Below are 24,773 nucleotides of genomic sequence, written 5' to 3' on the forward strand. Positions count from 1 at the left end.
GGTTGCGCTGAATGATGTCAAAGCTGCAAAAGGCTGTGCAAAGCGTGCAAAAGATCAAATCGCCGGAACGGTTTGGCCAGATGGCTGTCAAAACCGCCGATAAGATAATCCGCGATCTGAGTCGGCATCGCATGCGCCGTCACCGCAACGGCCGAAACCGGGGGCAAGCCGCACGACGATTCGATGGCGCGAATTTCTGCCAGCGCACTCATCCCATCCAGCACCGGCATGGTGATATCCAGCAGCACTAAGGCAAAGGGTTCCCCGCGATCAAGCGCGGCGGCCCAAGCTTCAACCGCCTCGCGGCCATTTTCAACCTGTGTCGCCACCGCGCCAGTTCTGGCCAGCATCTCGGACAACACCAGCCGATTGGTTGCGTTGTCGTCCGCGCAGAGAAGACGCACTCCTGCCAGCGCATCTTCGCGTAAGGAACCCGCTTTTGGCTTCACCATCATTGAAGGTGCGCTCTCTGCCTCGGGCAGCGGCAACACGATCCGAAACATCGAGCCAAGCCCCGGCGCACTTTCCGCTGAGATCGTCCCGCCCATCAAGGTCACAAGCTCCCGGACAATCGACAGCCCAAGCCCGGTGCCCCCAAACCTGCGTGTCATGCTGCCGTCAGCCTGCTCAAAAGTCTCAAACACCCGCGCCACCTGCGACGTATCCATGCCGATCCCGGTGTCCGAAACCTCGATCTGAACCGGCTTGCCGGTCCGACACGAGAATTTCAGCGTGACCGTGCCTTTCTCGGTGAACTTGAAGGCGTTGTTCAGCAAATTGTTCAGCACCTGCATCAAGCGATGCGCATCGCCCAAACGGGGTTTGTCGCAGCCTGCCGTCGCAAGCACCTCAAACGCCACGCCCTTTTCTTCGGCAGCAATCGCATAGATCGTTTCCGCTTGGCGGATCAGTTCCAGCGGCACAAAGGGTGCCGATTCTAACGCCATCTTACCAGCCTCAATCTTGGACATATCAAGGATTCCATTCAGCACGGTCAGCAAGGTCTCCCCCGACTTGCGGATAGTATCGACCATCTGACGCTGCAACGGTTCGGCAACAATGTCCGCCAGAACCTCGGCCATGCCCAGCACCCCGTTCAGCGGAGTTCGGATCTCATGGCTCATATTGGCCAGAAAGGTCGATTTCGCCCGACTCATGTCTTCGGCCCGCATCAGCGCGTCTTGCAAACGCTGGGTCGCCGCCAGACTTTCCGTGACATCCGAGAATGAAACGACCCCAAAGCGCTGGTCGCCCATATCCAGCAGGGTTGCATTAAACGACAGAATACCGCGCCCGCCATCGGGGCGTAAAAACGCACATTGGATGTTGCGTAGCGGCTCAACCGCCCGCAGCGCCAGTTTGAACGGCGATTGGTCTTCCGCCAAGCCTGTGCCATCGACATGCTCTAGCTTCAGCGCCGAAATGTCGAAATCTTCGCCGGGCGCAATTCTGCAGATCGGCCCCAGAATACGCTCCGCTTCTTGGTTCACATAAGAAATCCTATGCGATCCATCCAGCACAACAATCGCCGAACTGCTGGCATCCATCACGTCCAGAAGGAACGCCCGGCTGGCAAAAACATCCTGCTCAAGCTGCTTTTGATCGCTGACATCAAGGTGCACGCCAGATATCCGCAACGGCGCGCCATCGGGTGTACGCTCGGACACCCGGTAGCGCGAAAGTATCCAAACCCAATGGCCGTCGCTGTGGCGCATCCGAAATTCAGCACTGACATACGGCGCATTTGCGTCCTGATTGAAATCCTCAATGCGCACAAGTTTCGTTTGATCGTCTGGATGGAGCATCGCAAGAAAGTCGGGCACACTCAGAGCACCCAATTTGTCGACCTCAAGCCCAAGGATTTCCTCCCAGCGCCCACCGACATGAATTTTGTTGGTGGTGACGTCCAACTCCCAAGTGCCCACAGCGGAGCCGTCGATGATATCGTTCAGGCGTTGCTCGGTCCGATGCCGGTCGGCAAGCACCTGAGTCAGATTCCTGTTGGCGGCGTCCAATGCGGCGATCTGATTGCGCGTCGCCGTGATGTCAAAGCCCATCGCAATCACGCCACCATCCGCGGTGCGGGTGCTGACCCGGTGCATCCAGCGCCCATCCGGCAGTTGCACCTCATCATCCCAGCGCGGCTTTTGATATTGCGACAGCCGTTTTTGCAGCCACGCCTCTCTTTGCGCCTCAGTCGAGTCGCCCAGAAACGCCTGCTTTTCCAAGCCAACCCGCAAAAGCTCGCCCAAGGTCACACCCACAACGGCATGACTAGCAAGATCTGGGAAGGCCCGATGATAGGCCGCATTGACCGCAACAAGCCGATCCTCGGCATCAAAGATCACCACGCTGTCGGGCAATGCCTGAATCGCATTGTTCAGCCGCATGTGCGAGGCGGCAGCCGCCGACGCCAGCGCCGCCATCGCTGATTCCTGATCCTTCAGCTTACTGACCACCGCACCGATCGAGTCGTAGCCCTGTAGGGCATCTAAATGATCCTGCGCGCGCCCCAAATCAGACCTAGGCTGCTGATCGGCGTCGCCTGGCTTGGCTGCAGCAACACCCTGCACCAGAATGGCCTGCAAGATATCCGTTAGCGCCCGCAACATCTGCATCGAGGCCGCACTGTCAAAATGCTCCGCCCCCAAAGCAGCATACCCGATGGCCCCGATGCATTGCCCGCTCTCCATCATCGGCAAAAACAGGAAATCTTCCGGGCCGTGATCTGCGCCGTCGCCGCGCTGCACAAACCGCGCTGCGGAAATCGGCATCGCCTGAGCGGCCACACCATCGCCCAGCCAATGCGCAACCAGAGCGGTGGGCAATATCTGCGGCAACACACCGATTTGCTCGGGCACCGCCCCGCTCGCGCTATAGGTCAGATGGCACAACCCGTCGCCTCCGCGCAGATACACAACCGCACCACTCACACGGATCAAAGGGCAAAGCTGCGCTAGCGCGGAGTCAACTGCTAAGGCGGCACCACGTCTGCGAGATTCCAGAAGATTGCCAAGAACTGCAACCAAAGGCACAATATTTTGCAACCAAACTTCCCCAATAGGTTGTCCTTTGCTAGCGGTTTCTGGGCCACAGTCATAGGGCTGAACGTAGCCTGCCTCCCTTTCCGCAGCAGATTCCCCCGAAAATCCCTTCGCCCAATCACGAAGCCGCGCTGCCGTCGCGTCAAGCCGCTGCAAGATCCCGCCCGAGATCGAGCCAGTGCCGACCCGGACAGCCCGGCCTGCGCGCGCGCCCAGCTCCCTCTTGACGTTTTCAGACGACCCCATGTCAGCACGCCCGTAATTGCCGCGATATCTGAGCGCCCTGACCCTCTCGCAATACGTCAACAGGGCCGACACAACCCAAGAGAGACTAAAGATAAGATTTCATATGGCATATATATACCTAAGATTGAATTATATCAATATCTCCATTAGGTTGTTAATGGGTGGGGGTGTTGCGAAGAGTTTATCTTCGCTTAACTCAATAGGATAAGTGATTCAGATGACAACCTTTACGGGAACGAACGGCAGCAACATCATGCCAAGCCTGCTTGGTGCGGTTGCGGCACTGGGTGACGACCAATTCTTCGGATTGGGCGGCAATGACCTGATGATCGGCTTTCTAGGGAACGATACGTTCGAGGGTGGCGCCGGTGCAGATATCATCATCGGCGGTGTTCTGAATATAAATCTGCTAAGCGCGACTGTGGATGCAGCAGGCAATGACACCGCCACTTACACAACGTCGGACTCGGGCGTGACCGTTGACCTTTCAACGGCCGCACCGCTTGCGCTTAATTTGCTGAACACCGGCATCTCGCTCAGTGTGGTTGAAGCGGTCACGGGCCATGGCGGACACGCAGAAGGCGATATTTTGATTGGGATTACCAATCTAACCGGCTCGAATTTCGCGGATGCCTTGACTGGCAATGGCCGTGACAACCTGCTTTTGGGCGGCGGCGGAGCAGATACGATTAGCGGAAATGCTGGAAATGACCGCATCTTGAGCCAAGCCGGTGACGATCTGATCTTTGGCGGTGACGGCAGGGACTCCATAGCGGGTGGGGATGGAAACGATACGATCAACAGTGGCAACGACAATGATGTACTGCACGGAAAGGCTGGTGCTGACGTCCTCGATGGCGGTGCAGGCAACGACGTCCTATATGGCGGCACTGGTGCAGACATATTGTCGGGCGGCACGGGCGATGACATATATTATCTTTATTTCGCGGGTGACTCGATCATCGAGAATGTCGGCGAAGGAATCGACGCTGTTCAAACTACGATAACCGTCCAAATGGCGGCGTACAGTCAGAATCTTGAAAATCTTAGAATGCTGGATGTTGGTGGCAATATTAACGCTATTGGAAACAATCTGGGAAATCGGATTGTCGGTAATATCGGAAACAACCTTCTTTCTGGCGGTATTGGCGACGACTCTGTTTACGGCGGTAGCGGCAACGATAAGGTCCTCGGCGACGTTGGCAATGACTATCTCAATGGCGGGCTCGGTAATGATATTGTGACGGGCGGCAGTGGTAATGATACGCTGCTCGGCAGTGCCGGGGGGGATACTTTTGTGTTTGCAGGCGCTTTTGGCAACGACATTGTTCAGGATTTCACGGTATTGAATCCTACCGAGTATATCGATCTGCGGGCATTGCAGGCTGTCACCAGCTGGGAGGATCTGAAGGCCAATCACCTGAGCACAAACGTCGACGGCGATGCGGTTATCACAGTTGGCGTCAATACTATCACGTTGTCTAACATATCGCTGGCTTCGTTGGCGGCGCACGAATTCCTGTTCGTATAGCCCACATTTGTCAGCGGGGCATTTCCTGTCCTTCCTAGAAGGATATGGCGATGCGCCGCTGATATTTTCTAAGCCGCGCCCGGATCAACATGGATAAGTGCCTGTTGGCACGACCTACGGGATCACGGCATTAGCAGACTTCGCCCGACCGTTGCCTTACAAACCCACCACAGCTAGTTGCAGTTAATCTTGGTGCCCCACTCGCTACAGCGCTGCGCCAAATCCTCGGGAAAAGGCTGATCCGTGAAGACTTCACTGATCTCGCTCAGCGACGCCAACCGTGCCGGAGCAGAGCGGCCCAGCTTTGACTGATCGCAAACCAGAAACACCCGCCGCGCCTGCCGAATGATGGTTTTTGACACCCGCACTTCGGCCAGATCGAAATCCAACAGATCGCCATCGCCGTCCAAGGCCGAACTGCCGATGATCGCGTAATCCACCTTGAACTGCTCAAAAAACTGCGTGGTCAACTCACCCACCAAGCCGCCGTCCGAGCGTCGGAACGCCCCGCCCGCAACCATGATGTCGCAGCTTGCATTGGCCACCAGAATATTGGCGACGTTCATGTTGTTGGTGATCACGGTGATGTTTCTATGTTGCAGCAACTCGCGCGCCACCGCCTCGGTAGTGGTGCCAAGGTTGATGATGATTGAGCAATTATTCGGGATCGCCGCAGCACAGGCCTTGGCGATCGCGGCCTTGGCTGCCTCATTCATATACCGCCGCTCGTCATAGCCCAGATTGGTGACCCCCGTGCGCCGCACCGCCCCGCCATGCACCCGGTCGAGAAGCCCCGAGTCCGCCAGTTCCGTCAAATCGCGCCGAATGGTCTGCAAGGTCACGTCAAAGCGCTGTGCGAGATCCTCAACCACCACGCGGCCATCGGCGCGGGCAATTTCGACAATCTCACTCTGTCGAAAGCTGAGGGCCAAGGAGTTTCCTTTCGCGCGATGACGCCGGGTAAGCGGCATCTTTCGGGCAAGTGGCGCCGCCGATCAAGGCCGAAAACACGCTGCGTCGCAGTGATATTTCACGCCGCATCGCAGCGCGAATTTGTGCGAATTTAAGATTATCGCAGCAAAATCAAAGCAGGTAGCGCAATCATTGCAAGATAAATGTTCGCTTTTTCCAAATTCGCACAAAAGCGAAATTAATTGTTGACCGCCCAACGCGATTGCTTCAGCCTAAGTCTCGCTAGGGAGGAGACTTAGCTTGACCATGCAGCAACGGCCCGTAACGGTCGACCTTTTCATTATCGGAGGCGGCATCAACGGCTGCGGAATCGCGCGAGACGCGGTGGGTCGCGGCTTGTCGGTGACGCTAGCCGAGCAGGGCGATCTGGCGCAGGCAACCTCCTCGGCCAGCACCAAGCTGTTCCATGGTGGTCTGCGCTATCTGGAATACTTCGAGTTCCGTCTGGTGCGTGAGGCCCTAGAGGAACGCGAAACCCTGCTGGTCGCGATGCCGCATATCTCATGGCCGATGCGCTTTGTGCTGCCCTACCATCCCGACATGCGGTTCGAGGGCGAAACCCCCACCGGCAAGCTGATGGCCCGCGTGATGCCGTGGATGAAGGGGCGTCGACCGGCGTGGCTGATCCGCCTCGGCCTGTTCATGTATGACACCCTCGGCGGTCGCAAAATCCTGCCAGCCACGCGCACGCTCGATCTGAAGACCGACCCCGCCGGCCGCGCGTTGCAGCCCCGCTTCGCCCATGCTTATGAATATTCCGATTGCTGGATCGAAGACGCCAAACTGGTGTCACTGAACGCCCGTAACGCCGCCCAGCGCGGTGCGCAAATCCACACCCGCACCCGTGTTGTCAGTGCGACCCGCGACGGCGATCTGTGGCACGTCACCACCGAAGATGCGGCGGGACAAACCACCCACACCGCCCGCGCTTTGGTCAACGCCGGCGGCCCGTGGGTCGAAGACATCATCCGCAACGTCGCCCGTATCAACTCGACCGAAGGCGTGCGTCTGGTGCGCGGCTCTCACATCGTCACCCGAAAACTCTACGACCATGACCGCTGTTATTTCTTCCAAGGCAGCGATGGCCGCATCATCTTCGCCATTCCCTATGAGCAAGATTTCACCCTGATCGGCACCACCGACAAAGACCACCAATCCGCCCCCGACAACGCCATCTGCACCGACGAAGAACGTGATTATCTACTAAATTTCGCCAGCCAATACTTCGCCAAACCCGTCACCCGCGATGATGTGGTCTGGAGCTATTCCGGAGTCCGCCCGCTGTATAACGACGGGGCCACCTCGGCCACCGCCGCCACCCGCGACTATGTGCTGTCGCTCGACCAGAACGGCGCGCCCTTGCTGAACGTGTTTGGCGGCAAGATCACAACCCACCGCCGCCTTGCGGAAAGCGCCTTGGCGAAACTCGCACCCTTCTTCCCGCATGCCAAACCCGCATGGACCGCCCGGGCACCGCTTCCCGGTGGGGATTTCCCGCATACCGATGTGGCGAAACTAACCGCCAGCCTTGCGCAATCCTACCCCTTCCTCACCCCAGCATGGGCCGCCCGCCTGATCCGCGCCTATGGGTCTGAGGCGAAAACCCTGCTTGGCCCCGCCAAAACCGCAGCCGACCTCGGCCAAGACTTCGGCGCGACCCTGACCGAGGCTGAAGTGCGCTGGCTGATCACCCACGAATTCGCACGTGAGGCCAATGACATCATCTGGCGCCGCACCAAGCTCGGCCTCCGGATGAATGACACGCAAATTGCACAACTTTCGGCCTTTATGGCTGCTACACTAACCCCGCGGGCGATCAGCCCTGCGGCGGAATGAGGAACCAGAATGTCGATTGAACTGCAATCCGTCTCGCGTGTGGTGAAGGGCCAGAGCTATATCCAGCCCACCAATCTGACGCTGGAAAACGGCACGATGAACGTACTACTGGGGCCAACCTTGTCGGGCAAAACCAGTCTGATGCGGCTGATGGCGGGGCTTGATCAACCGACCACGGGCAAAATTCTGTGGCAGGGCAAAGACGTGACCGGAATGCGCGTGCAAGACCGCAAGGTCGCGATGGTTTACCAGCAATTCATCAACTACCCCGGCATGTCGGTTTACGACAACATTGCCTCCCCCCTCCGCCTGATCGGCAAATCGACATCTGAGATTGACCGCGCTGTCCGCGAAACCGCTGAAATGCTGAAGCTGACCCCAATGCTGCAACGCAAACCACTGGAACTGTCCGGGGGCCAGCAACAACGCTGCGCCCTTGCCCGTGCTTTGGTGAAAGAAGCCGGCCTCGTACTGCTCGATGAACCGCTCGCCAACCTCGACTACAAACTGCGCGAGGAACTCCGCGCCGAGATCCCGCGCATTTTTGAGAAATCCGGCGCTATCTTTGTTTATGCCACCACCGAACCCGAAGAAGCCCTGCTGCTCGGCGGCAATACAGCCACCCTCTGGCAAGGTCGTGTCACCCAGTTTGGTGCAACGCCGCATGTCTACCGCCACCCGATCGATGCGACAACGGCGCGGGTGTTCAGCGATCCGCCGATGAACTTCCTGAATTTCACCAAGCAAGGCAATGCTTTGCGCTTCGGCGACACCCAAGCCGCCGCTTTCAACAGCCTACCCGATGGCAGCTACACCGCAGGCTTCCGCGCCAATCACCTGCATCTGCACAAGCCCAGCGCCAACGCCATCGAACTGCCCTGCACCACCACGGCATCCGAGATCACGGGTTCGGAAACCTTCCTGCACCTCCAGCACGGCCAAGACCGTTGGGTAGCACTTGTGCATGGCGTCCAATCCCTGAACGCGGGCGATAAGGTCAGCCTCTGGCTCGATCCCGCCCATATCTATGTCTTTGACGGCGATGGGCTTTTAGCCTCAACCGCCGCTTACGCGGTGGCTGCATAATGGCGCAAATTACCCTGAAAAACCTCGCGCACAGCTACAGCGCCACCCCCACCAGCGACGCGGATTACGCGTTGAAGCAGATGGATCACGTTTGGCAAGATGGCGGGGCCTATGCCCTGCTCGGCTCCTCCGGCTGTGGCAAGACCACGCTCTTGAATATCATTTCCGGCCTGCTGCGCCCCAGCCAAGGCCGCGTCCTATTCGGCGACCGTGATGTGACCGACGCCGAAACTGCCGAGCGCAACATCGCCCAAGTGTTCCAATTCCCGGTCGTCTACGACACCATGACTGTGCGCGAAAACCTCGCCTTCCCTTTGCGCAATCGTGGCATGGACCCCGCCTATATCAAGGCCCGCGTCGCGGCGATTGCCCAAACCATCGGCATGGAGGCAACGCTGGATCGCAAGGCGCGCGGCCTGACCGCCGATGCCAAGCAAAAGATCAGTCTGGGGCGTGGCATGGTGCGCGAAGACGTCAACGCCATCCTGTTTGACGAACCGCTGACAGTGATCGACCCGCATATGAAGTGGGAATTGCGCACCCAGTTGAAGCAACTGCACCGCGAATTTGGTCACACAATGATCTATGTGACCCACGACCAGACCGAAGCCCTAACCTTCGCCGACAAAGTCGTGGTGATGTATGATGGCCGCGTCGTGCAAATGGGTACGCCGGAAGAACTCTTTGAAACCCCGGCGCACACCTTCGTGGGCTATTTCATCGGTTCACCGGGGATGAACGTGCTGGAGGCTTCCGTGTCGGGCAACGTGGCACATCTGCAAGGCATCGACGTGGCGCTGGGTGCGGCTTACGCCCCGCAAACAGGCCGCACCCAAATCGGTATCCGCCCGGAATACTGCGAGCTTTCCGCCACCGAAGGCCTGCCGATCACCATCCGCCGTGTCGAAGACGTCGGTCGCCACCGCATCATCCGTGGCGAAGTCGCGGGCCAAGTGGTCAACGTCATCGCCGCCGAGGGTGCCGAGATTGCCGCCGACCAAACCCGCGTCCGCTTCGCGCCTTCGCGCATCAACGTCTACGCCAATGACTGGCGCGTACAGGGAGGGGCGATCTGATGGAAAAGACCCAGAACAACAAAGCCTGGTTCCTTGTGCTGCCGGTGCTGATCGTGGTGGCGTTCTCCGCCGTGATCCCGCTGATGACGGTGGTGAACTATTCAGTCAATGACACTTTTGGTCAGAATGATTTTTTCTGGAACGGCCTCGGCTGGTTTGAAGAAATGATCTCCTCCGACCGGATGCACGCAGCCCTCGGCCGCCAAGTCCTGTTCTCGGCGATCATCCTCGCCATCGAAGTGCCATTAGGCATCTTCGTGGCGCTGAACATGCCGAAGAAAGGCTTCTGGGCCAGCTTCTGTCTTGTGCTGATGGCCCTGCCGCTGCTGATCCCGTTCAACGTCGTCGGCACCATCTGGCAAATCTTCTGCCGCATCGACATTGGCCTGCTCGGTCACAGCCTTGCCGCCATCGGTATTGACTACAACTACACCAACGACGCCTTGGACGCATGGATCACGATCGTGGTGATGGACGTCTGGCACTGGACCTCGCTCGTCGCCTTGCTCTGCTACGCAGGCTTGCAGAGCATCCCGCAAGCCTATTACCAAGCCGCCAAGATCGACCAAGCCAGCCGTTGGTCTGTGTTCCGCTACATCGAACTGCCAAAAATGTCCGGTGTGCTGCTGATCGCCGTCCTCCTGCGCTTCATGGACAGCTTCATGATCTACACCGAGCCGTTCGTGCTGACCGGCGGCGGCCCCGGTAACTCCACCACCTTCCTGTCGATTGACCTCGTGAAAATGGCCGTCGGCCAGTTCGACCTCGGCCCCGCCGCCGCCTTCTCGATCATGTATTTCCTGGTGATCCTTCTGGTGTCTTGGGTGTTCTACACCGTCATGACCACCCTCGATGCGCAGGAGACCAAATGATGAAAAACCGCGGCTCACTCATCACCATGACCCTCTACCTGCTGTTCCTGCTGATCCCGATCTATTGGCTGATCAATATGAGCCTGAAGACCAACACCGAGATCACCTCGACCTTCTCAATCTTCCCGCAGACCTTCACCTTCGCCAATTACATCACCATCCTGACCGACCCATCCTGGTATATGGGCTACGTCAACTCGATGATCTATGTGGTGATGAACACTGTGATCTCGATCACCGTGGCCCTCCCCGCCGCCTATGCGTTCTCGCGCTACAGCTTCATGGGCGACAAACACCTGTTCTTCTGGCTGCTGACCAACCGGATGTCGCCGCCCGCCGTGTTCGCCCTTCCCTTCTTCCAACTCTACAGCTCCATCGGCCTGTTCGACACCCATATCGCCGTCGCCCTCGCCCACTGCCTGTTCAACGTCCCCCTTGCGGTCTGGATCTTGGAAGGCTTCATGCGCGGTGTGCCGAAGGAAATTGACGAGACCGCCTATATCGACGGCTATTCCTTCCCGCGATTCTTCATCCGCATCTTCATGCCGTTGGTCGCCTCCGGCATCGGCGTCGCGGCGTTCTTCTGCTTCATGTTCTCATGGGTGGAACTGCTGCTGTCCCGCACCCTGACGGCGGTGAACGCCAAATCCATCGCCGCCACCATGACCCGCACGGTATCCGCCTCCGGCATGGACTGGGGAGTCCTCGCGGCAGCCGGGGTGCTGACCATCATCCCCGGCGCCCTCGTGATCTACTTCGTGCGCAACTACATCGCCAAGGGCTTTGCCCTCGGGAGGGTTTGATATGACCGCTTCACGCTGGAACACCCTCTTCGCCAGCCTTTTCGCCGCAATGGCAGCCCTGCTGGCCTTCCTGATCTGGGCCACCCCGCGCAATGACGAAGGCTTCCAATGGTTTGACCCGATGATCCAAGGCGGCTGGATGGCATGGACCTTCCCGGTCGCGCTATTCTTCTACATCATCGCCGCCTTGCTGATCACTTTCACCCTGCTGGCGATCCGCTACCCCGAAACACCCCGCCACGGCATCCTGCGCATTGAAACCACGCGCGGTGATCGGTTGTTCATCACCCTACTCGGCTCGGCCTTTATCAATCTGGCTTGGCTGTTCTTCTTCGGCGCACCGCTGACATGGGCGCTGATCCTCTGCCTGCTGTATGCCTATGCCGTCTTCCGCTGGGTATAAAGGCAGCAAACCACCCCGGCGGGCAATCGCCGGGTCACAACGAAAACTCAACATTCTGGGAGGAATCGAATGAGACTGCGCACAACATCAACCGCCATTGCGCTTGCGCTGATGGCCTATGGGATGCCGGCTTTCGCCGACATGGAGGCGGCAAAGGCTTTCCTCGATAAAGAAATCGGCGATCTGTCGGTGCTCTCGCGCGCCGATCAAGAAGCCGAAATGCAATGGTTTGAAACCGCCGCCAAGCCCTACGCAGGGATGGAGATCAAGGTCGCCTCGGAAACCCTGACCACGCATGAATACGAATCGAAAGTGCTGGCCCCGGCGTTTGAGGCCATCACCGGCATCAAGATCACCCACGATCTGATCGGCGAAGGTGACGTTGTCGAGAAACTGCAAACCCAAATGCAGTCCGGCGAAAACATCTATGACGCCTATATCAATGACTCGGATCTGATCGGCACCCACTGGCGCTATCAGCAAGCCCGCAACCTGACCGATTGGATGGCGGGCGAAGGTAAAGACGTGACCAACCCCGGTCTCGATCTGGCCGACTTCATCGGCACCAAGTTCACCACCGCACCGGATGGCAAACTGTATCAACTGCCCGACCAGCAGTTCGCCAACCTTTACTGGTTCCGCTACGACTGGTTCAACGATCAGAAAACCAAAGACGATTTCAAAGCCAAATACGGCTATGATCTGGGCGTTCCGATCAACTGGTCGGCCTATGAAGACATCGCCGAATTCTTCACCGGGCGCGATATGTCCTATATGGGCGGTCCGGCCAAGGTCTATGGCAACATGGATTACGGCAAGAAAGACCCAAGCTTGGGCTGGCGCTACACCGACGCGTGGATGTCGATGGCCGGCATGGGCGACAAGGGCGAGCCGAACGGCCTTCCCGTCGATGAATGGGGCGTCCGGGTGGATGAAAAGTCGCGTCCAGTCGGCTCTTGCGTTGCGCGTGGCGGTGCCACCAACGACGCAGCGGCAGTTTACGCCATCACCAAATCCATCGAATGGCTGCAAAAGTATGCGCCACCTTCGGCGGCTGGTATGGTGTTCGGTGAAGCTGGCCCGGTGCCTGCGCAGGGTGAAATCGCCCAGCAAGCGTTCTGGTACACCGCTTTCACCGCCGATATGGTGAAGCCCGGTCTGCCGGTGATGAACGAGGATGGCACGCCGAAGTGGCGCATGGCCCCTTCGCCGCACGGCGCTTACTGGTCGGAAGGCACCAAGGTCGGCTACCAAGACGTGGGTTCGTGGACATTAATGAAGTCCACCCCGGTCGATCACGCGCAGGCGGCTTGGCTTTACGCCCAGTTCGTCACCTCGAAAACTGTCGATATGAAAAAGTCTGATGTGGGTCTTACCTTCATCCGCCAATCGACCATCGACAGCCAGCACTTCACCGATCGCGCGCCTAAATTGGGTGGCCTGATCGAATTCTACCGCTCGCCAGCCCGCGTGGCATGGTCGCCAACTGGCACCAACATCCCGGATTATCCGAAGATGGCGCAGCTGTGGTGGCAGAACATCGGCGACGCTATGTCGGGTGAGAAAACCCCGCAAGAAGCGCTGGATGCTTTGTGCGCCGAGCAAGAAAAGGTGATGGCACGGATCGAGAAAAGCGGCGTTCAGGGCGACATCGGCCCGAAGCTGAACGACGAGCAAGACCCGCAGATCTGGCTTGATGCACCGGGCGCGCCCGTTGCCAAGCTGGAAAACGAAAAGCCGCAGGGTGAGACCATCGCCTATGACGAGCTGATCAAGTCTTGGCAGAAGTGATTTGACACGTTGACAAAGGGGGGCGAGGTGCAAGCCTCGCCCCTTTTCTTATGCAGGATTGCGGGACGGGCGGACCATGAATCGACTTCCTACAATTTGTCTAAAATTGTTTCATCCTCTGTGCGCAAATATCCCACGGGGGTTTGGGGGTGTGAAACCCCCATCGCCCTCAATGCAGCAACGCCCCCGTTTCCCGCGAAGGCTTCTTGCCCTAAATTCACCCAACTCAGCCCCAAACGTTAAAAATCCCTTAACGCGACCACCCCAATCATCTGATATAAAACAACAATAAAAGGTCCCGAGTTGGGACCATACCACCCCGGAGGCCACATGACCCATATCCTCGCCATCGACCAAGGCACCACCTCCTCCCGCGCGATCCTGTTTGATGCGGGCCTGAAAGTCATCGCCTCCGCCCAACAAGAATTCCCGCAACACTACCCCCACCCCGGCTGGGTCGAACATGACCCGGCAGATTTGTGGGCCACAGTAGCCTCCACCACCCGCGCCGCCATCGAGCGCGCCGGAATAGATGCCCATTCCATCGCCGCCATCGGCATCACCAACCAACGCGAAACCACCCTGCTGTGGGACCGCACCACCGGCCAACCCCTCCACAACGCCATCGTCTGGCAAGACCGTCGCACCGCCGACACCTGCACCTCCCTGAAAGATGCGGGGCATGAACCCATGATCACCGCCCGCACCGGCCTGCTGCTCGACCCCTACTTCTCGGGCACCAAACTCAAGTGGCTGCTGGATCACATCCCCAACGCCCGCACCCGTGCCGCAAACGGAGAGCTCGCCTTCGGAACCGTTGACACCTACCTGATCTGGCAACTGACCGGAGGCCGCACCCACGCCACCGACGCCACCAACGCCGCCCGCACCCTTCTTTACAACATCGCCGACGGCCACTGGGACGCCGAAATCTGCGCCCTCCTCGACATCCCCATGCAACTGCTGCCCGAAGTCCGCGACAGCTCCGCCGATTTCGGCCTGACCCGTGCTGATCTGTTCGGCCACGAAATCCCGATCCTCGGCGTCGCAGGCGACCAGCAAGCCGCCACCGTCGGCCAAGCCTGCTTCCAACCCGGCATGATGAAATCCACCTACGGCACCGGATGCTTTGCCCTGCTGAACACCGGCGACAAAATGGTGCCGTCGAAAAACCGCCTGCTGACCACCATCGCCTACCAACTCGACGGCAAACCGACCTACGCGCTGGAAGGCTCAATCTTCATCGCCGGAGCCGTGGTTCAATGGCTGCGCGATGGCCTGAAAATCATCCGTGAGGCAAAAGAAACCCAACCCCTCGCCGAAGCCGCCGACCCCGCACAAGACGTGATCCTGGTCCCCGCCTTCACCGGCCTTGGTGCGCCCTATTGGCGGCCCGATTGCCGGGGCGCAATCTATGGATTGAACCGCAACTCTGGCCCTGCCGAACTGGCCAAAGCAGCACTGGAAAGCGTCGGCTACCAGACCCGCGATCTGTTGGAGGCCATGCGCGCCGATTGGGGCGTTGCCGCCGAGGGTGTCTTGCGGGTCGATGGTGGCATGACCGCCTCGGATTGGGCGATGCAGTTTCTGTCCGATATTCTGGGCGCGCCCGTGGATCGCCCGGTGATCACCGAGACCACCGCATTGGGCGCGGCCTATCTGGCTGGCCTGAAAGCCGGGATTTGTCCTTCTCCTGCCGAATTCCAGAAATCATGGGCGCGGCAGCGGCAATTTCGACCGCTGATGGATGCGACCAACCGCGCCAGCAAATACGCCCGCTGGACCCGCGCCGTCGCCGCAACAATGAGTGTCTAGCAACTGTATCTGTCAGGACGTCGGGGCTGCCCATTTCTGACGGCTCTTGCACAACGCATTAGCGATGGTGACTAGGGTCAGGACCTATTGATTTTGCAACGCAGCCGTGATTCAGGCTCCGCAAGGAGACTGAGCAATGAGCAACCTTTACTGGCTGACGGACGAGCAGATGGCTCGACTTAAACCCTTCTTTCCCAAGAGCCACGGGGTGCCGCGTGTCGATGATCGTCGGGTCTTGAGCGGCATTATCTTCATCAATCGCAATGGCTTGCGTTGGTCTGACGCGCCGAAGGAATACGGCCCGGCGAAGACGCTTTACAACCGTTGGAAGCGATGGGGCGACATGGGCGTCTTTGCCCGGATGATGGAAGGGTTGGCCTCCGAGGCGGCGGTCCCGAAGACGGTGATGATCGACGCGACCTATCTCAAGGCGCACCGCACGGCTTCAAGCCTTGGGGTGAAAAAGGGGGGCGCGGTCGTCTGATTGGCCGGACCAAAGGTGGCATGAATACCAAACTGCATGCCGTCACTGACGAAAACGGCCGACCGATCCGCTTCTTCATGACCGCAGGTCAGGTCAGCGATTACACCGGCGCTGCGGCCTTACTGGGCAGCTTACCCAAAGCGACGTGGCTGCTGGCTGACCGGGGTTATGACGCCGACTGGTTCCGAGACGCCCTGAAAAACAAGGGGATCACGCCTTGCATCCCCGGCCGGAAGTCACGCGCGAAGCCTGTCAAATACGATAAACGCCGATACAAACGCCGCAATCGGATTGAGATCATGTTTGGCCGTCTCAAAGACTGGCGGCGGGTGGCAACACGTTACGACAGATGCCCAAAAGTCTTCCTCTCCGCCGTCGCTCTCGCCGCAACCGTCTTGTTCTGGCTTTGACGATCAATGAGTCTGGACCCTAGCGTCCCCGGACATCATCGCCTTCGTCATCGCCTCGGTGATTGCGGCGCGGTCAGTCGCGCGCCTTATTGGGTAGGCATTGACGAACCAGTCGTGCACCGCAGCGGAGTCGCAGGACGCCTCGCCCGCCCAGATCTGCGATGCAGCCTCCTTCAACCGGGCGAAAGCCGCATGCGCCTCGGGAAGGCGATTCTGCTGTACAAAGGCGATGGCGAGCCAGCCTTGATTATCTACGATTTGATCCCCGGAGCGCAGTGCTGCCTTCTCGGCCTCCTCGGGGTTTCCGCCCAGAAAATGCACCGCCGCCGCATAGCACCACTGGTGCGCGCGCAGCATCGGTGAGAGGCGTATTGCCTGATTGAGGATGTCGCCCGCGCGGATGTGATCGCCGAGAAAGGCGTAGCCCATCGCCGCCGAGATCATTGTCGTTGGACTGAACGGGTTTAGAGTGGTGGCAAGGTCGAGATGCACTGCCGCTTGGTCAAAATGGCCCGCCAGTGCCGCGCTCCAAGAGAGCGCAAGGTGGTTTCGCGCGTCCATCGGGTCAAGCTCTACGGCGCGCATCGCGAAGGCATGCGCAGCGGCGTCCTCGCGATGCTGTCGCTTCTGGCCGGGTTGCAAAATGTGCCGCACATTCAGGATGCTGGCGAGGCTGGCGTAGGAAGGCGCGAAGGTGGGTGCATGTTGAATGAGCCGCTCAAAGATGGCCTGTGCCTCAACCTCGCTGGTGGGTGTCCATTGCAGCAGTAACGCCTCGCCCTGCTGCCAATCGTCGTAGTTTGTGATGTCGGTTGGCACATGACCGACGACCTGCGACAATCGGTCCGACGATATATAGATCTCAAGCGCTGAAGCGACACGACCGATGACATAGCTCTGTTTCTTACGCCAATCCTCGGCGGATAGATAAAACGCTTCGCTCCAGGCGATGCGTCGGTTGCGGGCCTCGAGTAGGCGGAACTGGAGTTGCGCCCGGTTTCCGACTTTGGCGCGCCGCGCTCGCAAAATATAATCGGCACCGCCCGAATCCTCGCCCAAGATGTCGAGCACTGCCCAGTTACGGAATCTTGAGAGGTTGGCAATCAGATCGGTGCGGAACTGCTCGACTGCGTCTGCGTCGAACGGGCTATCCCATTCGAAGGCACCAATCGCGATCTGCGGCACACGCGGGCCCGTCGCCGTGACAGGCGGTGCAGCGACGACGGAACCAAGGTCGCGCAGCGAAGCGCAAAGCTGCACCGCCGCCTCGCCGGGCTGCGCCCCCAATGCGTGCAGGTGTTTCGACAGCCGCTGAAATTCGTTCAGCGCAGCTTCCTTGCGGCCTCGGCTGGCCAAATGCCGTATCAACGCCATTGACGCTGGTTCGTGCCCCGGTTCCAGCCGCAGCAATACCTCTGCCGCGGCGCGCAACGCTGGCCGATCAGACTCGTGACGTTCCAGACAGGATTCAAGCCCATTGATGATCCGATCTCGCCAGATCGACCGGCGCACGCTAAGCCAAGCGTCAAGCGTGGGGCTGATCCGGCCAAGACCTGCCAGCACCTCGCCCGGCAGATCGGTTGCGGACTGCAGGGCTGCGGGCACATCGCCCTCGTCAAGCGCCCGCAAAACGGTTTGCAGGTCAATCTCTGCAACCGCTTGGTTGAGAAACACCAGGGTGCCGCGGGCAATGATCAGGTTTGCTCCCTCAGGGGTGAGCCGATCATTGACATGCCGCCGCGTCCGAGCCACCGCAGCGCGCCCCTGCGCCAACGGTCTGTCCGGCCAAAGCATGGCCGCCAACCGATCGTCGGAGATCGGCTGTCCGGGCTCAAGCGCCAACACCCCGACCATCGCGGCGGCATGTGCCGAGGTCAGAGACAACTGCTTGCCATCCGAATTTGTGATGGTGAGGCTCCTAAGCAGATTCAGCCGCAGACCCTCAACTGGAACAGCCATCTGGGCGCCAACACCTGTAGCGTGCAGCCGGTACAGGGCCAGACCGTCGCCAATGTTCTTCAGCAAAGGGTGACCCATCGCTTCGAAACGGAACCGGGGCGAACGATCCAGTTCGGCCACGATCTGTTGCGAGACAACAATACCGCCGGGCTCGGCTAGCCCCTGCATTCGTGCCGCGACATTCAGAGCGTGGCCAAAGTATTCCTCGTTGCTCAATACCACCTCACCAAGATGAACGCTGATCCGTAATATCAGTTTCGACGTGGCGATCGTGCGCTGGGACAGTCTTTGCAGCACAACGGCACAGTCAACCGCACCGGACACGCTATCGAACAGCGCGATCCAGCCGTCGCCCGTTGTCTTGATAACCCTACCACCAAACCGCTCGCTGCCGCGTCGGGCTCGGGCGAAAGCCCGCTCCACGACGGAAATCGTGCCTGCCTCGTCGAACCTCATGCGCCGACTGTAGCCGACGACATCCGCGAAGAGTATGACTGTGGGAGGACTGTCTGTGAACACGACATGCACCAAACTTCGGGTATTACCGTCAATGATAGAGGAAAAAGACCCTTGGGGCAAAAACGAAACGGGCAATGCCAATCGGCTTGAGGTGCTGGCCGCTGAATTTGACTGCTGCACGATCCAGATTGGCCCGGCGGTTTGGGCCTCGGTCGTGGTGCCGGGCGCAAGGCTGCTGGCGCGCTGTCCCAACTATCCGAAGGCGGCGCTGCCGGTCTCCGGGCGGGTGGCAAACGGATGCGGGTTGGACAAGGAATGCTGCCGCTTAAGCGGACTGGGTGAGGCGGTTGAGTTGGCAAGCTGCTGCGCATGGGGCGACGAAGTGCTGATCCGAGCGCGGCGCGACGATCTGCCTCCCGGCACCATCGTGCCGCAGCAGGCGACAGGGTTCAGCTCGGCGCAGATCCGCGCACGGGCAGCTTGGAACCGGCGATATGGCTTACACGACTGGCGACCTACAGCCTATCGGGGTGCAGAGATCGAGTGGATTGCGGGCACAGACGCGGTCAGCGGGGCCACCGTGCTTCTGCCCGCCGATGGCGTTCTGATTGGTCGGCGCGAGGCCGGTGATCCGGCGGCCACCGCCATCGCAGATTCAAACGGCTGTGCGGCTGGCACGACAAAAGCGCAGGCGATGGAGGCCGCTCTGCTGGAGCTGATCGAACGCGATGCCACCGGGCGGTGGTGGTATGGACGTCGGCTTCGCCCGTCCTTGCCCGCCGCGCTATTGGACAAGTGGCCCGAGCTGACCCGTTGGCTGGATGGACGGACGCGCCTGACCCGGCTTTTGGATCTGACCACCGACATCGGTATCCCTGTGGTCGCTGCCGTCTCGACCACGTCAGACGGCGGCGTACCAGCCTTGGGCTTTGCCGCGCGATTCGAGATGGTGGAGGCAGCGGGCGCGGCTGTGGCCGAGATGTTGGGAGTCGAAGCGTCGCTGTTGTCGGCAGCGGAACAGCCCGATCCGTTGACCGCCGAATGGCTCGCCCGTAGTCCCGCCGGTCTGCCCCCGTCGGGCCCTCGGGCGACAGATACCCGGACGAAAACTCCGACTGAACCGGGCACGCGGCTGGCGGCAGCCATTGACGCGCTCGATCGCGCGGGATGCAGGATCGCCTTCGTGGATCTGACCCGCCCGGCCTTCGGGGTGCCCGTGATCCGTGCTGTGGCCCCCGATCTTTGCCATTACAAGCCAAGGTTCGGGCATCACCGCTTGTTAGCCCCAGACCTGCGTGACCTTGCTCCCGCCCGCTCAAGCCGTCCGAACCCGGTGCCGCTGTTGTTGTAGGCGGCGCCGCGCTCTGACTGTATCCGGTCGCGCAGGCCTAGAGAAAAATTCTTCTGACAAGGCACTTATGCTATGATCCCTGACAGCTGATTCCGCATTGGTAAGATCGGCCTCTGAAGATTTGATTTTCGAACAATTTCTCAGTTCACCACCGTTACACGGGGCAGAACAATGATCGACTTGGCATGTCTTCATGGCGCTGGTTATCGTCTGGTTATCAGGCAATTTTTGCCCGGAGCCGAGCTGACAAGGCAGGCTGATCTGTTTGGTCCCGATGGCATTGCCAATACTGCCGAGGAACCGATTGCCCTCGATGTCGTCGAGACTGAACGCGGGTTGGCATTGGTGATCGGCGACAAAGCCGCAGCCCAGATTGATCGCCTGATTATCGGCTCCCGTAATTCGCCATTGGACTCTGGATCTTTGATGGACGTTGCCCGCTCGGCACCCGTTCGGATCTATGCGAGAATTGCCGCAGGAACCGCTCCGGCAGATGAGTCCATGCTCGAGCGCCTCGGACGGCTTGGGGATGCGCTGCTGGTTGACTACGGCTTTGCCCCGCCGCCGCCGCTGCCAAAGCTGATGAAAGAGACGCCCGCCGCCTACACCTATCTTGGCCAGTTTCTCGCCCATGAACTCACGGTCTGGAAACCGACTGGATCGGAGCGCGAGGCTTTTTCCTCTGTTGTGATTGACAGCGCCATCGACCTTAAAACAATCTTCGTGCGCCCGCTGGACTTTCCCCCCAAGTTGCCCGGCCATGTTCAAGAGGTCGAAGGTCTGGCGCTGGGTGCGACAATCCCGGATTCAGGGATAAAGTTCTCAGGTGGCGGGTTCGACGATTTGCCGCGCATGGCTGACGGTCGCGCCCTGCTGTTTGAAATGCGCAATGACCAGAACCTCGCACTGTCGCAGACGCATGTGGCGGTGACACGTTTCGCACAAGCGGCGCTGGAAATCCTGCAGGGTAACGGTTTGGACGACAAAGCCCATCGACAGACGGTTGTCCGGCATTTCCAGTCGATTGTTTTGCAGGATTATCTTCCGCGTCTGGTCGATCCGCACACCTATGACGACGTGATGAGCCATGGCCGCGTTTATGTCGCCCCATCGAATGAACCGCACGGGCTGCATCAGTTCTTCGTTCCCATCGAGGTCTCTGCCGCGATCTTCCGCTTTGGGCATGCGATGGTGCGCGATGTTTATGCGCCATGGAATACGGCCGATGCCAGTCATACCGTCCCCAGTGCGCTGGCCTCCGATCTGCTGGACTTTACGTTTGACGGTAAAAACCTGACAGATGGCCAGCTTCTGCAGACTTGGACAACCGACTGGCGTCATATGCTTGGTTTGGAGGGGACTGACCCGATCAAGGCGACGCGCATCGACACAGCGCTGAGCCAGGCCTTGTTCTGCCTGCCGGACCGGTTGTTCCAGCCAAGCGGCTACGACCGTCCCTGCGCGATGCACGCGCAGGGGCATCTCAATCTCGCGCGGCGCACCTTGATGAACGGCGCGCTGTTGGAATTGCCGACCGGACAAGCGCTGGCCAAGGAAGTGCAGAAGAAGCTGGATGAGGCCGGGTCGCCCTGCCGCATTCCGATCCTAGAGTCCGAGTTTCTTGACATCCCAGATAACGGTGCCGCGACCGCGATCATGCGCGAGGGCACGGTTGGGGCGCGATTTGTCGATCAAACGCCGCTTTGGCTGTATATTCTGCGCGAAGCGGCGGTTTGCGGTGACGGCAATCGCCTCGGCCCATTGGGCGCCCGCATGGTCGCAGAAACCCTGAGCGCCGCAATTGAGGCAAGCGGTACCGGGATGATCGTGAAGGGTGTCCGCCAACCGTTTGCGCCCGATCCGGCATTTGGCGGGCTGTTCAAGGACAAGTTTGATTACTGCGACCTCGTGAGACTTGCTTTCAGAGTTACAAGTTAGCGGATCACCATCAACCCGAAAGGACCTGTCATGGCCGATATTGTCGTTTTCGATACAACCAAAGTTGGCGATACAGCCCAACGTCAATCAGGCATGAAATTGCTTGGCGAGATATTCAACGCCCATTTTATGGATACCACGCTCACCCCTGATAAAGTGGTCAACATGACAATTCAGGACATCATCACCAATTACCCCGACTATAGGGTGACCTATAAAGGCGACACGAACGTGATGAGCATCGATAGTCTTGCTGCGGGCACCTACATTTATCAGCCCGGCCCACCGACGAAAAAGGTCAAGCTGAAAGCGAAAAAGGATGCGGATGACAGCGGCACTGATGTGATGACCATCGCCCTGTCAGAAGGCCACAGCGATCTGCTTTTGCCCAACAATTATCTGTCCAAGGTCATCGACGATCTGGGCGCTACCGACAGCGGCGACCGGCGAAAGTATCTTCTGGGCACCATTACCTTCCGCCGCTGCCGCTGAAGCGCCAAGGACAAGACCCATCGGGTCGTGACGGGCGGCGCTGGCAGATCGTGTGGCCAATCACTCAGACTTGGTTCTGCGGGCGCGGCAGGTGGTGATCAGATCGCCGAGCTCGATGACCTCCTCGACTCTCTTTTGGGCACATATTGGAACCCGGCGGTGAGGCGCGGTCTTTGCAATACAAGATGCCCGCGACAATGGTTTCCGATTAACTGCGCACCTATCGGTTCGACAGGCAGATCCGCGAGAAGGATCGCCGAATTAAGACGGGCTATGAACGGAAAACACTTTGAAAAGCTTCTTGCGGCCGAATGGCCGTTGGATTTTGAAGCTCATGCACCGGGCAAGTCTAGCCGTTTGAGCCTCGGGCAATTTCCGCCTCACGTCAGCGGATCTTGCCATGCTGGGTGGTCAGGACACCACCCTAACGAGCCGGGGGCCGAACAAACAGCAGCGATCGGATTTGAAATGTAAACCTTGGTGAGAAGACATCGGAGGTCAAACGATGCTCGGACTAGGTGCAGACGTCAGGAATTGGCGGCACCATCACGATTCCCGCTATTGGCGGAATCGTGCTAGAATTCGGGACGGGACACAGACTCGCGAGCGTTTCAGGTATGTTAAGCCCTGGTCGCGCCCCGCCCGTGCCCGCAGGCAGCCAAGCCGATATTTCAAAAAATTACCGCCCGATCAGCGGTCAACTACAAACAATTCAGGAGGAAGAAATGAGTGTTAAGACACCAAATGAACTCCGTGATCTGGTACGCGGGGAAGTGATTGTCGAAGGCGACGCTGAATACGAAAGCGCGCGTTCTGTCCACAATGGCATGATCGACAAACGCCCCGCCGTGGTTGTGCGCGTGATGAACGCCGGAGACGTAATGACCACGGTCAACTACGCAAGGGACAATGGCCACAAACTATCAGTCAGGGGCGGCGGACACAGCGGCCCGGGGTTCGGCACCAACGATGACGGGGTCGTCATTGATCTTTCAAAGATGCGTGGCGTGAGGGTTGACCCAAATGGTAAAACGGCCAGAGCCGAGGGCGGCGCAACTTGGGGCGATTTCAACGCCGCCACCAGTGCGTTTGGCCTTGCCACGACGGGGGGGATCATCTCCACAACCGGGATTGCCGGGTTAACACTTGGCGGTGGCATAGGCTATTTGACGCGCGGCCACGGTCTTTCGCTCGACAATCTGGTGTCGGCGGATGTTGTAACGGCCGATGGCAAGATGCTTGTTGCCAGCGCGAACGAGAATGTGGACCTGTTCTGGGCCATTCGTGGCGGCGGCGGGAATTTCGGTGTGTGTACCTCGCTGGAATACAAACTCCAGCCGGTCAAGACTGTGTACTGGGGGCCGATGTTCTACGAGGTCAGCGAGGCTGCAAACATCCTGCGTTTCTATCGTGACTATATCAAGGATGCCCCCGGGGAGATGGGCGCGTTTCCAGCCTTTCAGATCGCCCCGCCGCTGCCTTTCATCCCCGAAAATCGGCACGGCGACATGTTTGCCGCCATCGTGGCTTGCTGGTCTGGTGATCCCGCCGATGGTGCGCGCCAGTTCAAAGCCTTCCACGATGTTGCCGAGGTGAAGGCCGAGATGGTGGGGCCGGTGCCCTATCCGGTGATCAACGGCGCCTTCGACGGCCTCTTCCCGCCCGGCATCCGGCAGTACTGGAAAGGCAATTTCGTCAAGGAATTGACGGACGATGCGATTGCAGCCCATGTCCAGCACGGACCGAACGCCCCGAATGCAAGCTCGACCATGCACCTCTATCCGATCAACGGGGCCTGCCATCGAGTGGCCTCGGATGCGACCGCGTTCGGCCATCGCGACGCCAACTTTTCCATGGTGATCCTTGCGGCATCGTCAGATCCAGCAGATGACGCGGCCAACACAAAGTGGGTGCGCGACTACTCTGCCGCAGTCGCGCCCCATTCCGAGGTCGGAGGCTATGTCAACTTCATGGATGACGATGACGGAACGCGAGTTCGCGCCAATTATGGCTCCAACTTTGATCGGCTGGTGAAGATCAAGCGCCAGTTTGACCCCGACAACCTCTTCAGGGTCAACCAGAACATCGCGCCCTGAAAAGCAACGAAATCCAAAATCGGGAGTTGCGCCTGACAAACGGGATCCTGCACCTACCCCGAGGCACAACTCCTACGCTGTCAGTGGCAGCTAGTTCAGCCACGACGCG

At 59.2% G+C, this 24,773-nt stretch carries 17 protein-coding genes; 14 read left to right on the forward strand and 3 right to left on the reverse strand.

The window, feature by feature from the left end; translation table 11 throughout:
* Positions 1–17: 17 nt before the first annotated feature.
* The gene (locus ACS5RD_RS01465; RefSeq protein WP_489929687.1) at positions 18–2,918 is read right to left on the reverse strand and encodes a PAS domain-containing hybrid sensor histidine kinase/response regulator; all 2,901 of its coding nucleotides are present in this window, start codon (positions 2,916–2,918) and stop codon (positions 18–20) included.
* Positions 2,919–3,507: 589 nt separating this feature from the next.
* Between ACS5RD_RS01465 and ACS5RD_RS01470 the strand changes: the two genes are divergently transcribed.
* Positions 3,508–4,821: a calcium-binding protein gene (locus ACS5RD_RS01470; RefSeq protein WP_489929688.1), complete on the forward strand. Its 1,314-nt coding sequence runs from the start codon at positions 3,508–3,510 to the stop codon at positions 4,819–4,821.
* A gap of 173 nt (positions 4,822–4,994) precedes the next feature.
* Here the strand turns inward: ACS5RD_RS01470 and ACS5RD_RS01475 are convergent, their stop codons facing one another.
* On the reverse strand, positions 4,995–5,753 hold the full coding sequence (locus tag ACS5RD_RS01475; protein ID WP_489929689.1) for a DeoR/GlpR family DNA-binding transcription regulator: 759 nt from the start codon (positions 5,751–5,753) through the stop codon (positions 4,995–4,997).
* Between the two features lie 286 nt (positions 5,754–6,039).
* Here ACS5RD_RS01475 and glpD point away from each other — a divergent pair, with 286 nt between their 5' ends.
* From glpD to ACS5RD_RS01520, 9 genes are all read left to right on the forward strand, one after another.
* Entirely contained in the window at positions 6,040–7,629 is a 1,590-nt protein-coding gene (glpD, locus tag ACS5RD_RS01480; RefSeq protein ID WP_489931434.1) for a glycerol-3-phosphate dehydrogenase, read from the forward strand.
* A 9-nt stretch (positions 7,630–7,638) separates the two neighbouring features.
* Positions 7,639–8,715 (forward strand): ABC transporter ATP-binding protein, encoded by a 1,077-nt coding sequence (locus ACS5RD_RS01485; RefSeq protein ID WP_489929690.1) that lies wholly within the window; start codon positions 7,639–7,641, stop codon positions 8,713–8,715.
* The gene (locus tag ACS5RD_RS01490; protein ID WP_489929691.1) at positions 8,715–9,791 is read left to right on the forward strand and encodes an ABC transporter ATP-binding protein; all 1,077 of its coding nucleotides are present in this window, start codon (positions 8,715–8,717) and stop codon (positions 9,789–9,791) included. Before ACS5RD_RS01485 ends, ACS5RD_RS01490 begins: the two co-directional genes overlap by 1 nt.
* Entirely contained in the window at positions 9,791–10,663 is an 873-nt protein-coding gene (locus tag ACS5RD_RS01495) for a carbohydrate ABC transporter permease (RefSeq protein ID WP_054008493.1), read from the forward strand. Before ACS5RD_RS01490 ends, ACS5RD_RS01495 begins: the two co-directional genes overlap by 1 nt.
* On the forward strand, positions 10,663–11,466 hold the full coding sequence (locus ACS5RD_RS01500; protein ID WP_489931435.1) for a carbohydrate ABC transporter permease: 804 nt from the start codon (positions 10,663–10,665) through the stop codon (positions 11,464–11,466). Before ACS5RD_RS01495 ends, ACS5RD_RS01500 begins: the two co-directional genes overlap by 1 nt.
* A 1-nt stretch (position 11,467) precedes the next feature.
* Complete coding sequence (locus ACS5RD_RS01505) at positions 11,468–11,869, forward strand: DUF2160 domain-containing protein (RefSeq protein WP_489929692.1); 402 nt, start codon at positions 11,468–11,470, stop codon at positions 11,867–11,869.
* Between the two features lie 69 nt (positions 11,870–11,938).
* Positions 11,939–13,660 carry an ABC transporter substrate-binding protein gene (locus ACS5RD_RS01510; RefSeq protein WP_489929693.1) on the forward strand — a complete coding sequence of 574 codons (1,722 nt, stop codon included), beginning with the start codon at positions 11,939–11,941 and terminating at the stop codon, positions 13,658–13,660.
* A gap of 330 nt (positions 13,661–13,990) precedes the next feature.
* Positions 13,991–15,475, forward strand: coding sequence for a glycerol kinase GlpK (gene glpK, locus ACS5RD_RS01515; RefSeq protein ID WP_489929694.1), 1,485 nt, complete (start codon positions 13,991–13,993; stop codon positions 15,473–15,475).
* 136 nt (positions 15,476–15,611) lie between these two features.
* Positions 15,612–16,369 (forward strand): IS5 family transposase gene (locus ACS5RD_RS01520; RefSeq protein ID WP_489927796.1). Its coding sequence is split into 2 segments (ribosomal slippage): positions 15,612–15,930 and positions 15,930–16,369, totalling 759 coding nucleotides; the frame shifts between segments, so codons are not numbered across the junction.
* Between the two features lie 3 nt (positions 16,370–16,372).
* Here the strand turns inward: ACS5RD_RS01520 and ACS5RD_RS01525 are convergent.
* A complete protein-coding gene (locus ACS5RD_RS01525) occupies positions 16,373–18,967 on the reverse strand; it encodes an adenylate/guanylate cyclase domain-containing protein (protein WP_489929695.1) in 2,595 nt (864 codons plus the stop codon).
* Here ACS5RD_RS01525 and ACS5RD_RS01530 point away from each other — a divergent pair.
* The 4 genes from ACS5RD_RS01530 (at position 18,879) to ACS5RD_RS01545 (ending at position 24,664) form a co-directional block, all read left to right on the forward strand.
* Positions 18,879–20,138, forward strand: coding sequence for a YcaO-like family protein (locus tag ACS5RD_RS01530; RefSeq protein ID WP_489929696.1), 1,260 nt, complete (start codon positions 18,879–18,881; stop codon positions 20,136–20,138). The two genes, ACS5RD_RS01525 and ACS5RD_RS01530, sit on opposite strands and share 89 nt — an antisense overlap.
* 171 nt (positions 20,139–20,309) lie before the next feature.
* Positions 20,310–22,076, forward strand: coding sequence for a peroxidase family protein (locus ACS5RD_RS01535; RefSeq protein ID WP_489929697.1), 1,767 nt, complete (start codon positions 20,310–20,312; stop codon positions 22,074–22,076).
* A gap of 30 nt (positions 22,077–22,106) precedes the next feature.
* Entirely contained in the window at positions 22,107–22,568 is a 462-nt protein-coding gene (locus ACS5RD_RS01540; RefSeq protein WP_054007381.1) for a hypothetical protein, read from the forward strand.
* 644 nt (positions 22,569–23,212) lie between these two features.
* Positions 23,213–24,664 (forward strand): FAD-binding oxidoreductase, encoded by a 1,452-nt coding sequence (locus ACS5RD_RS01545; RefSeq protein WP_489929698.1) that lies wholly within the window; start codon positions 23,213–23,215, stop codon positions 24,662–24,664.
* Positions 24,665–24,773 lie beyond the last annotated feature (109 nt).

The sequence above is a fragment of the Cypionkella sp. PAMC25878 genome (assembly GCF_058135695.1).

Excerpts from the sequence above, each read along its gene's own strand:
- ACS5RD_RS01470 (WP_489929688.1), top strand. The coding sequence starts at position 3,508 with ATGACAACCTTTACGGGAACGAACGGCAGCAACATCATGCCAAGCCTG.
- glpD (WP_489931434.1), top strand. The coding sequence starts at position 6,040 with ATGCAGCAACGGCCCGTAACGGTCGACCTTTTCATTATCGGAGGCGGC.
- ACS5RD_RS01485 (WP_489929690.1), top strand. The coding sequence starts at position 7,639 with ATGTCGATTGAACTGCAATCCGTCTCGCGTGTGGTGAAGGGCCAGAGC.
- ACS5RD_RS01490 (WP_489929691.1), top strand. The coding sequence starts at position 8,715 with ATGGCGCAAATTACCCTGAAAAACCTCGCGCACAGCTACAGCGCCACC.
- ACS5RD_RS01495 (WP_054008493.1), top strand. The coding sequence starts at position 9,791 with ATGGAAAAGACCCAGAACAACAAAGCCTGGTTCCTTGTGCTGCCGGTG.
- ACS5RD_RS01500 (WP_489931435.1), top strand. The coding sequence starts at position 10,663 with ATGAAAAACCGCGGCTCACTCATCACCATGACCCTCTACCTGCTGTTC.
- ACS5RD_RS01505 (WP_489929692.1), top strand. The coding sequence starts at position 11,468 with ATGACCGCTTCACGCTGGAACACCCTCTTCGCCAGCCTTTTCGCCGCA.
- ACS5RD_RS01510 (WP_489929693.1), top strand. The coding sequence starts at position 11,939 with ATGAGACTGCGCACAACATCAACCGCCATTGCGCTTGCGCTGATGGCC.
- glpK (WP_489929694.1), top strand. The coding sequence starts at position 13,991 with ATGACCCATATCCTCGCCATCGACCAAGGCACCACCTCCTCCCGCGCG.
- ACS5RD_RS01530 (WP_489929696.1), top strand. The coding sequence starts at position 18,879 with ATGATAGAGGAAAAAGACCCTTGGGGCAAAAACGAAACGGGCAATGCC.
- ACS5RD_RS01535 (WP_489929697.1), top strand. The coding sequence starts at position 20,310 with ATGATCGACTTGGCATGTCTTCATGGCGCTGGTTATCGTCTGGTTATC.
- ACS5RD_RS01540 (WP_054007381.1), top strand. The coding sequence starts at position 22,107 with ATGGCCGATATTGTCGTTTTCGATACAACCAAAGTTGGCGATACAGCC.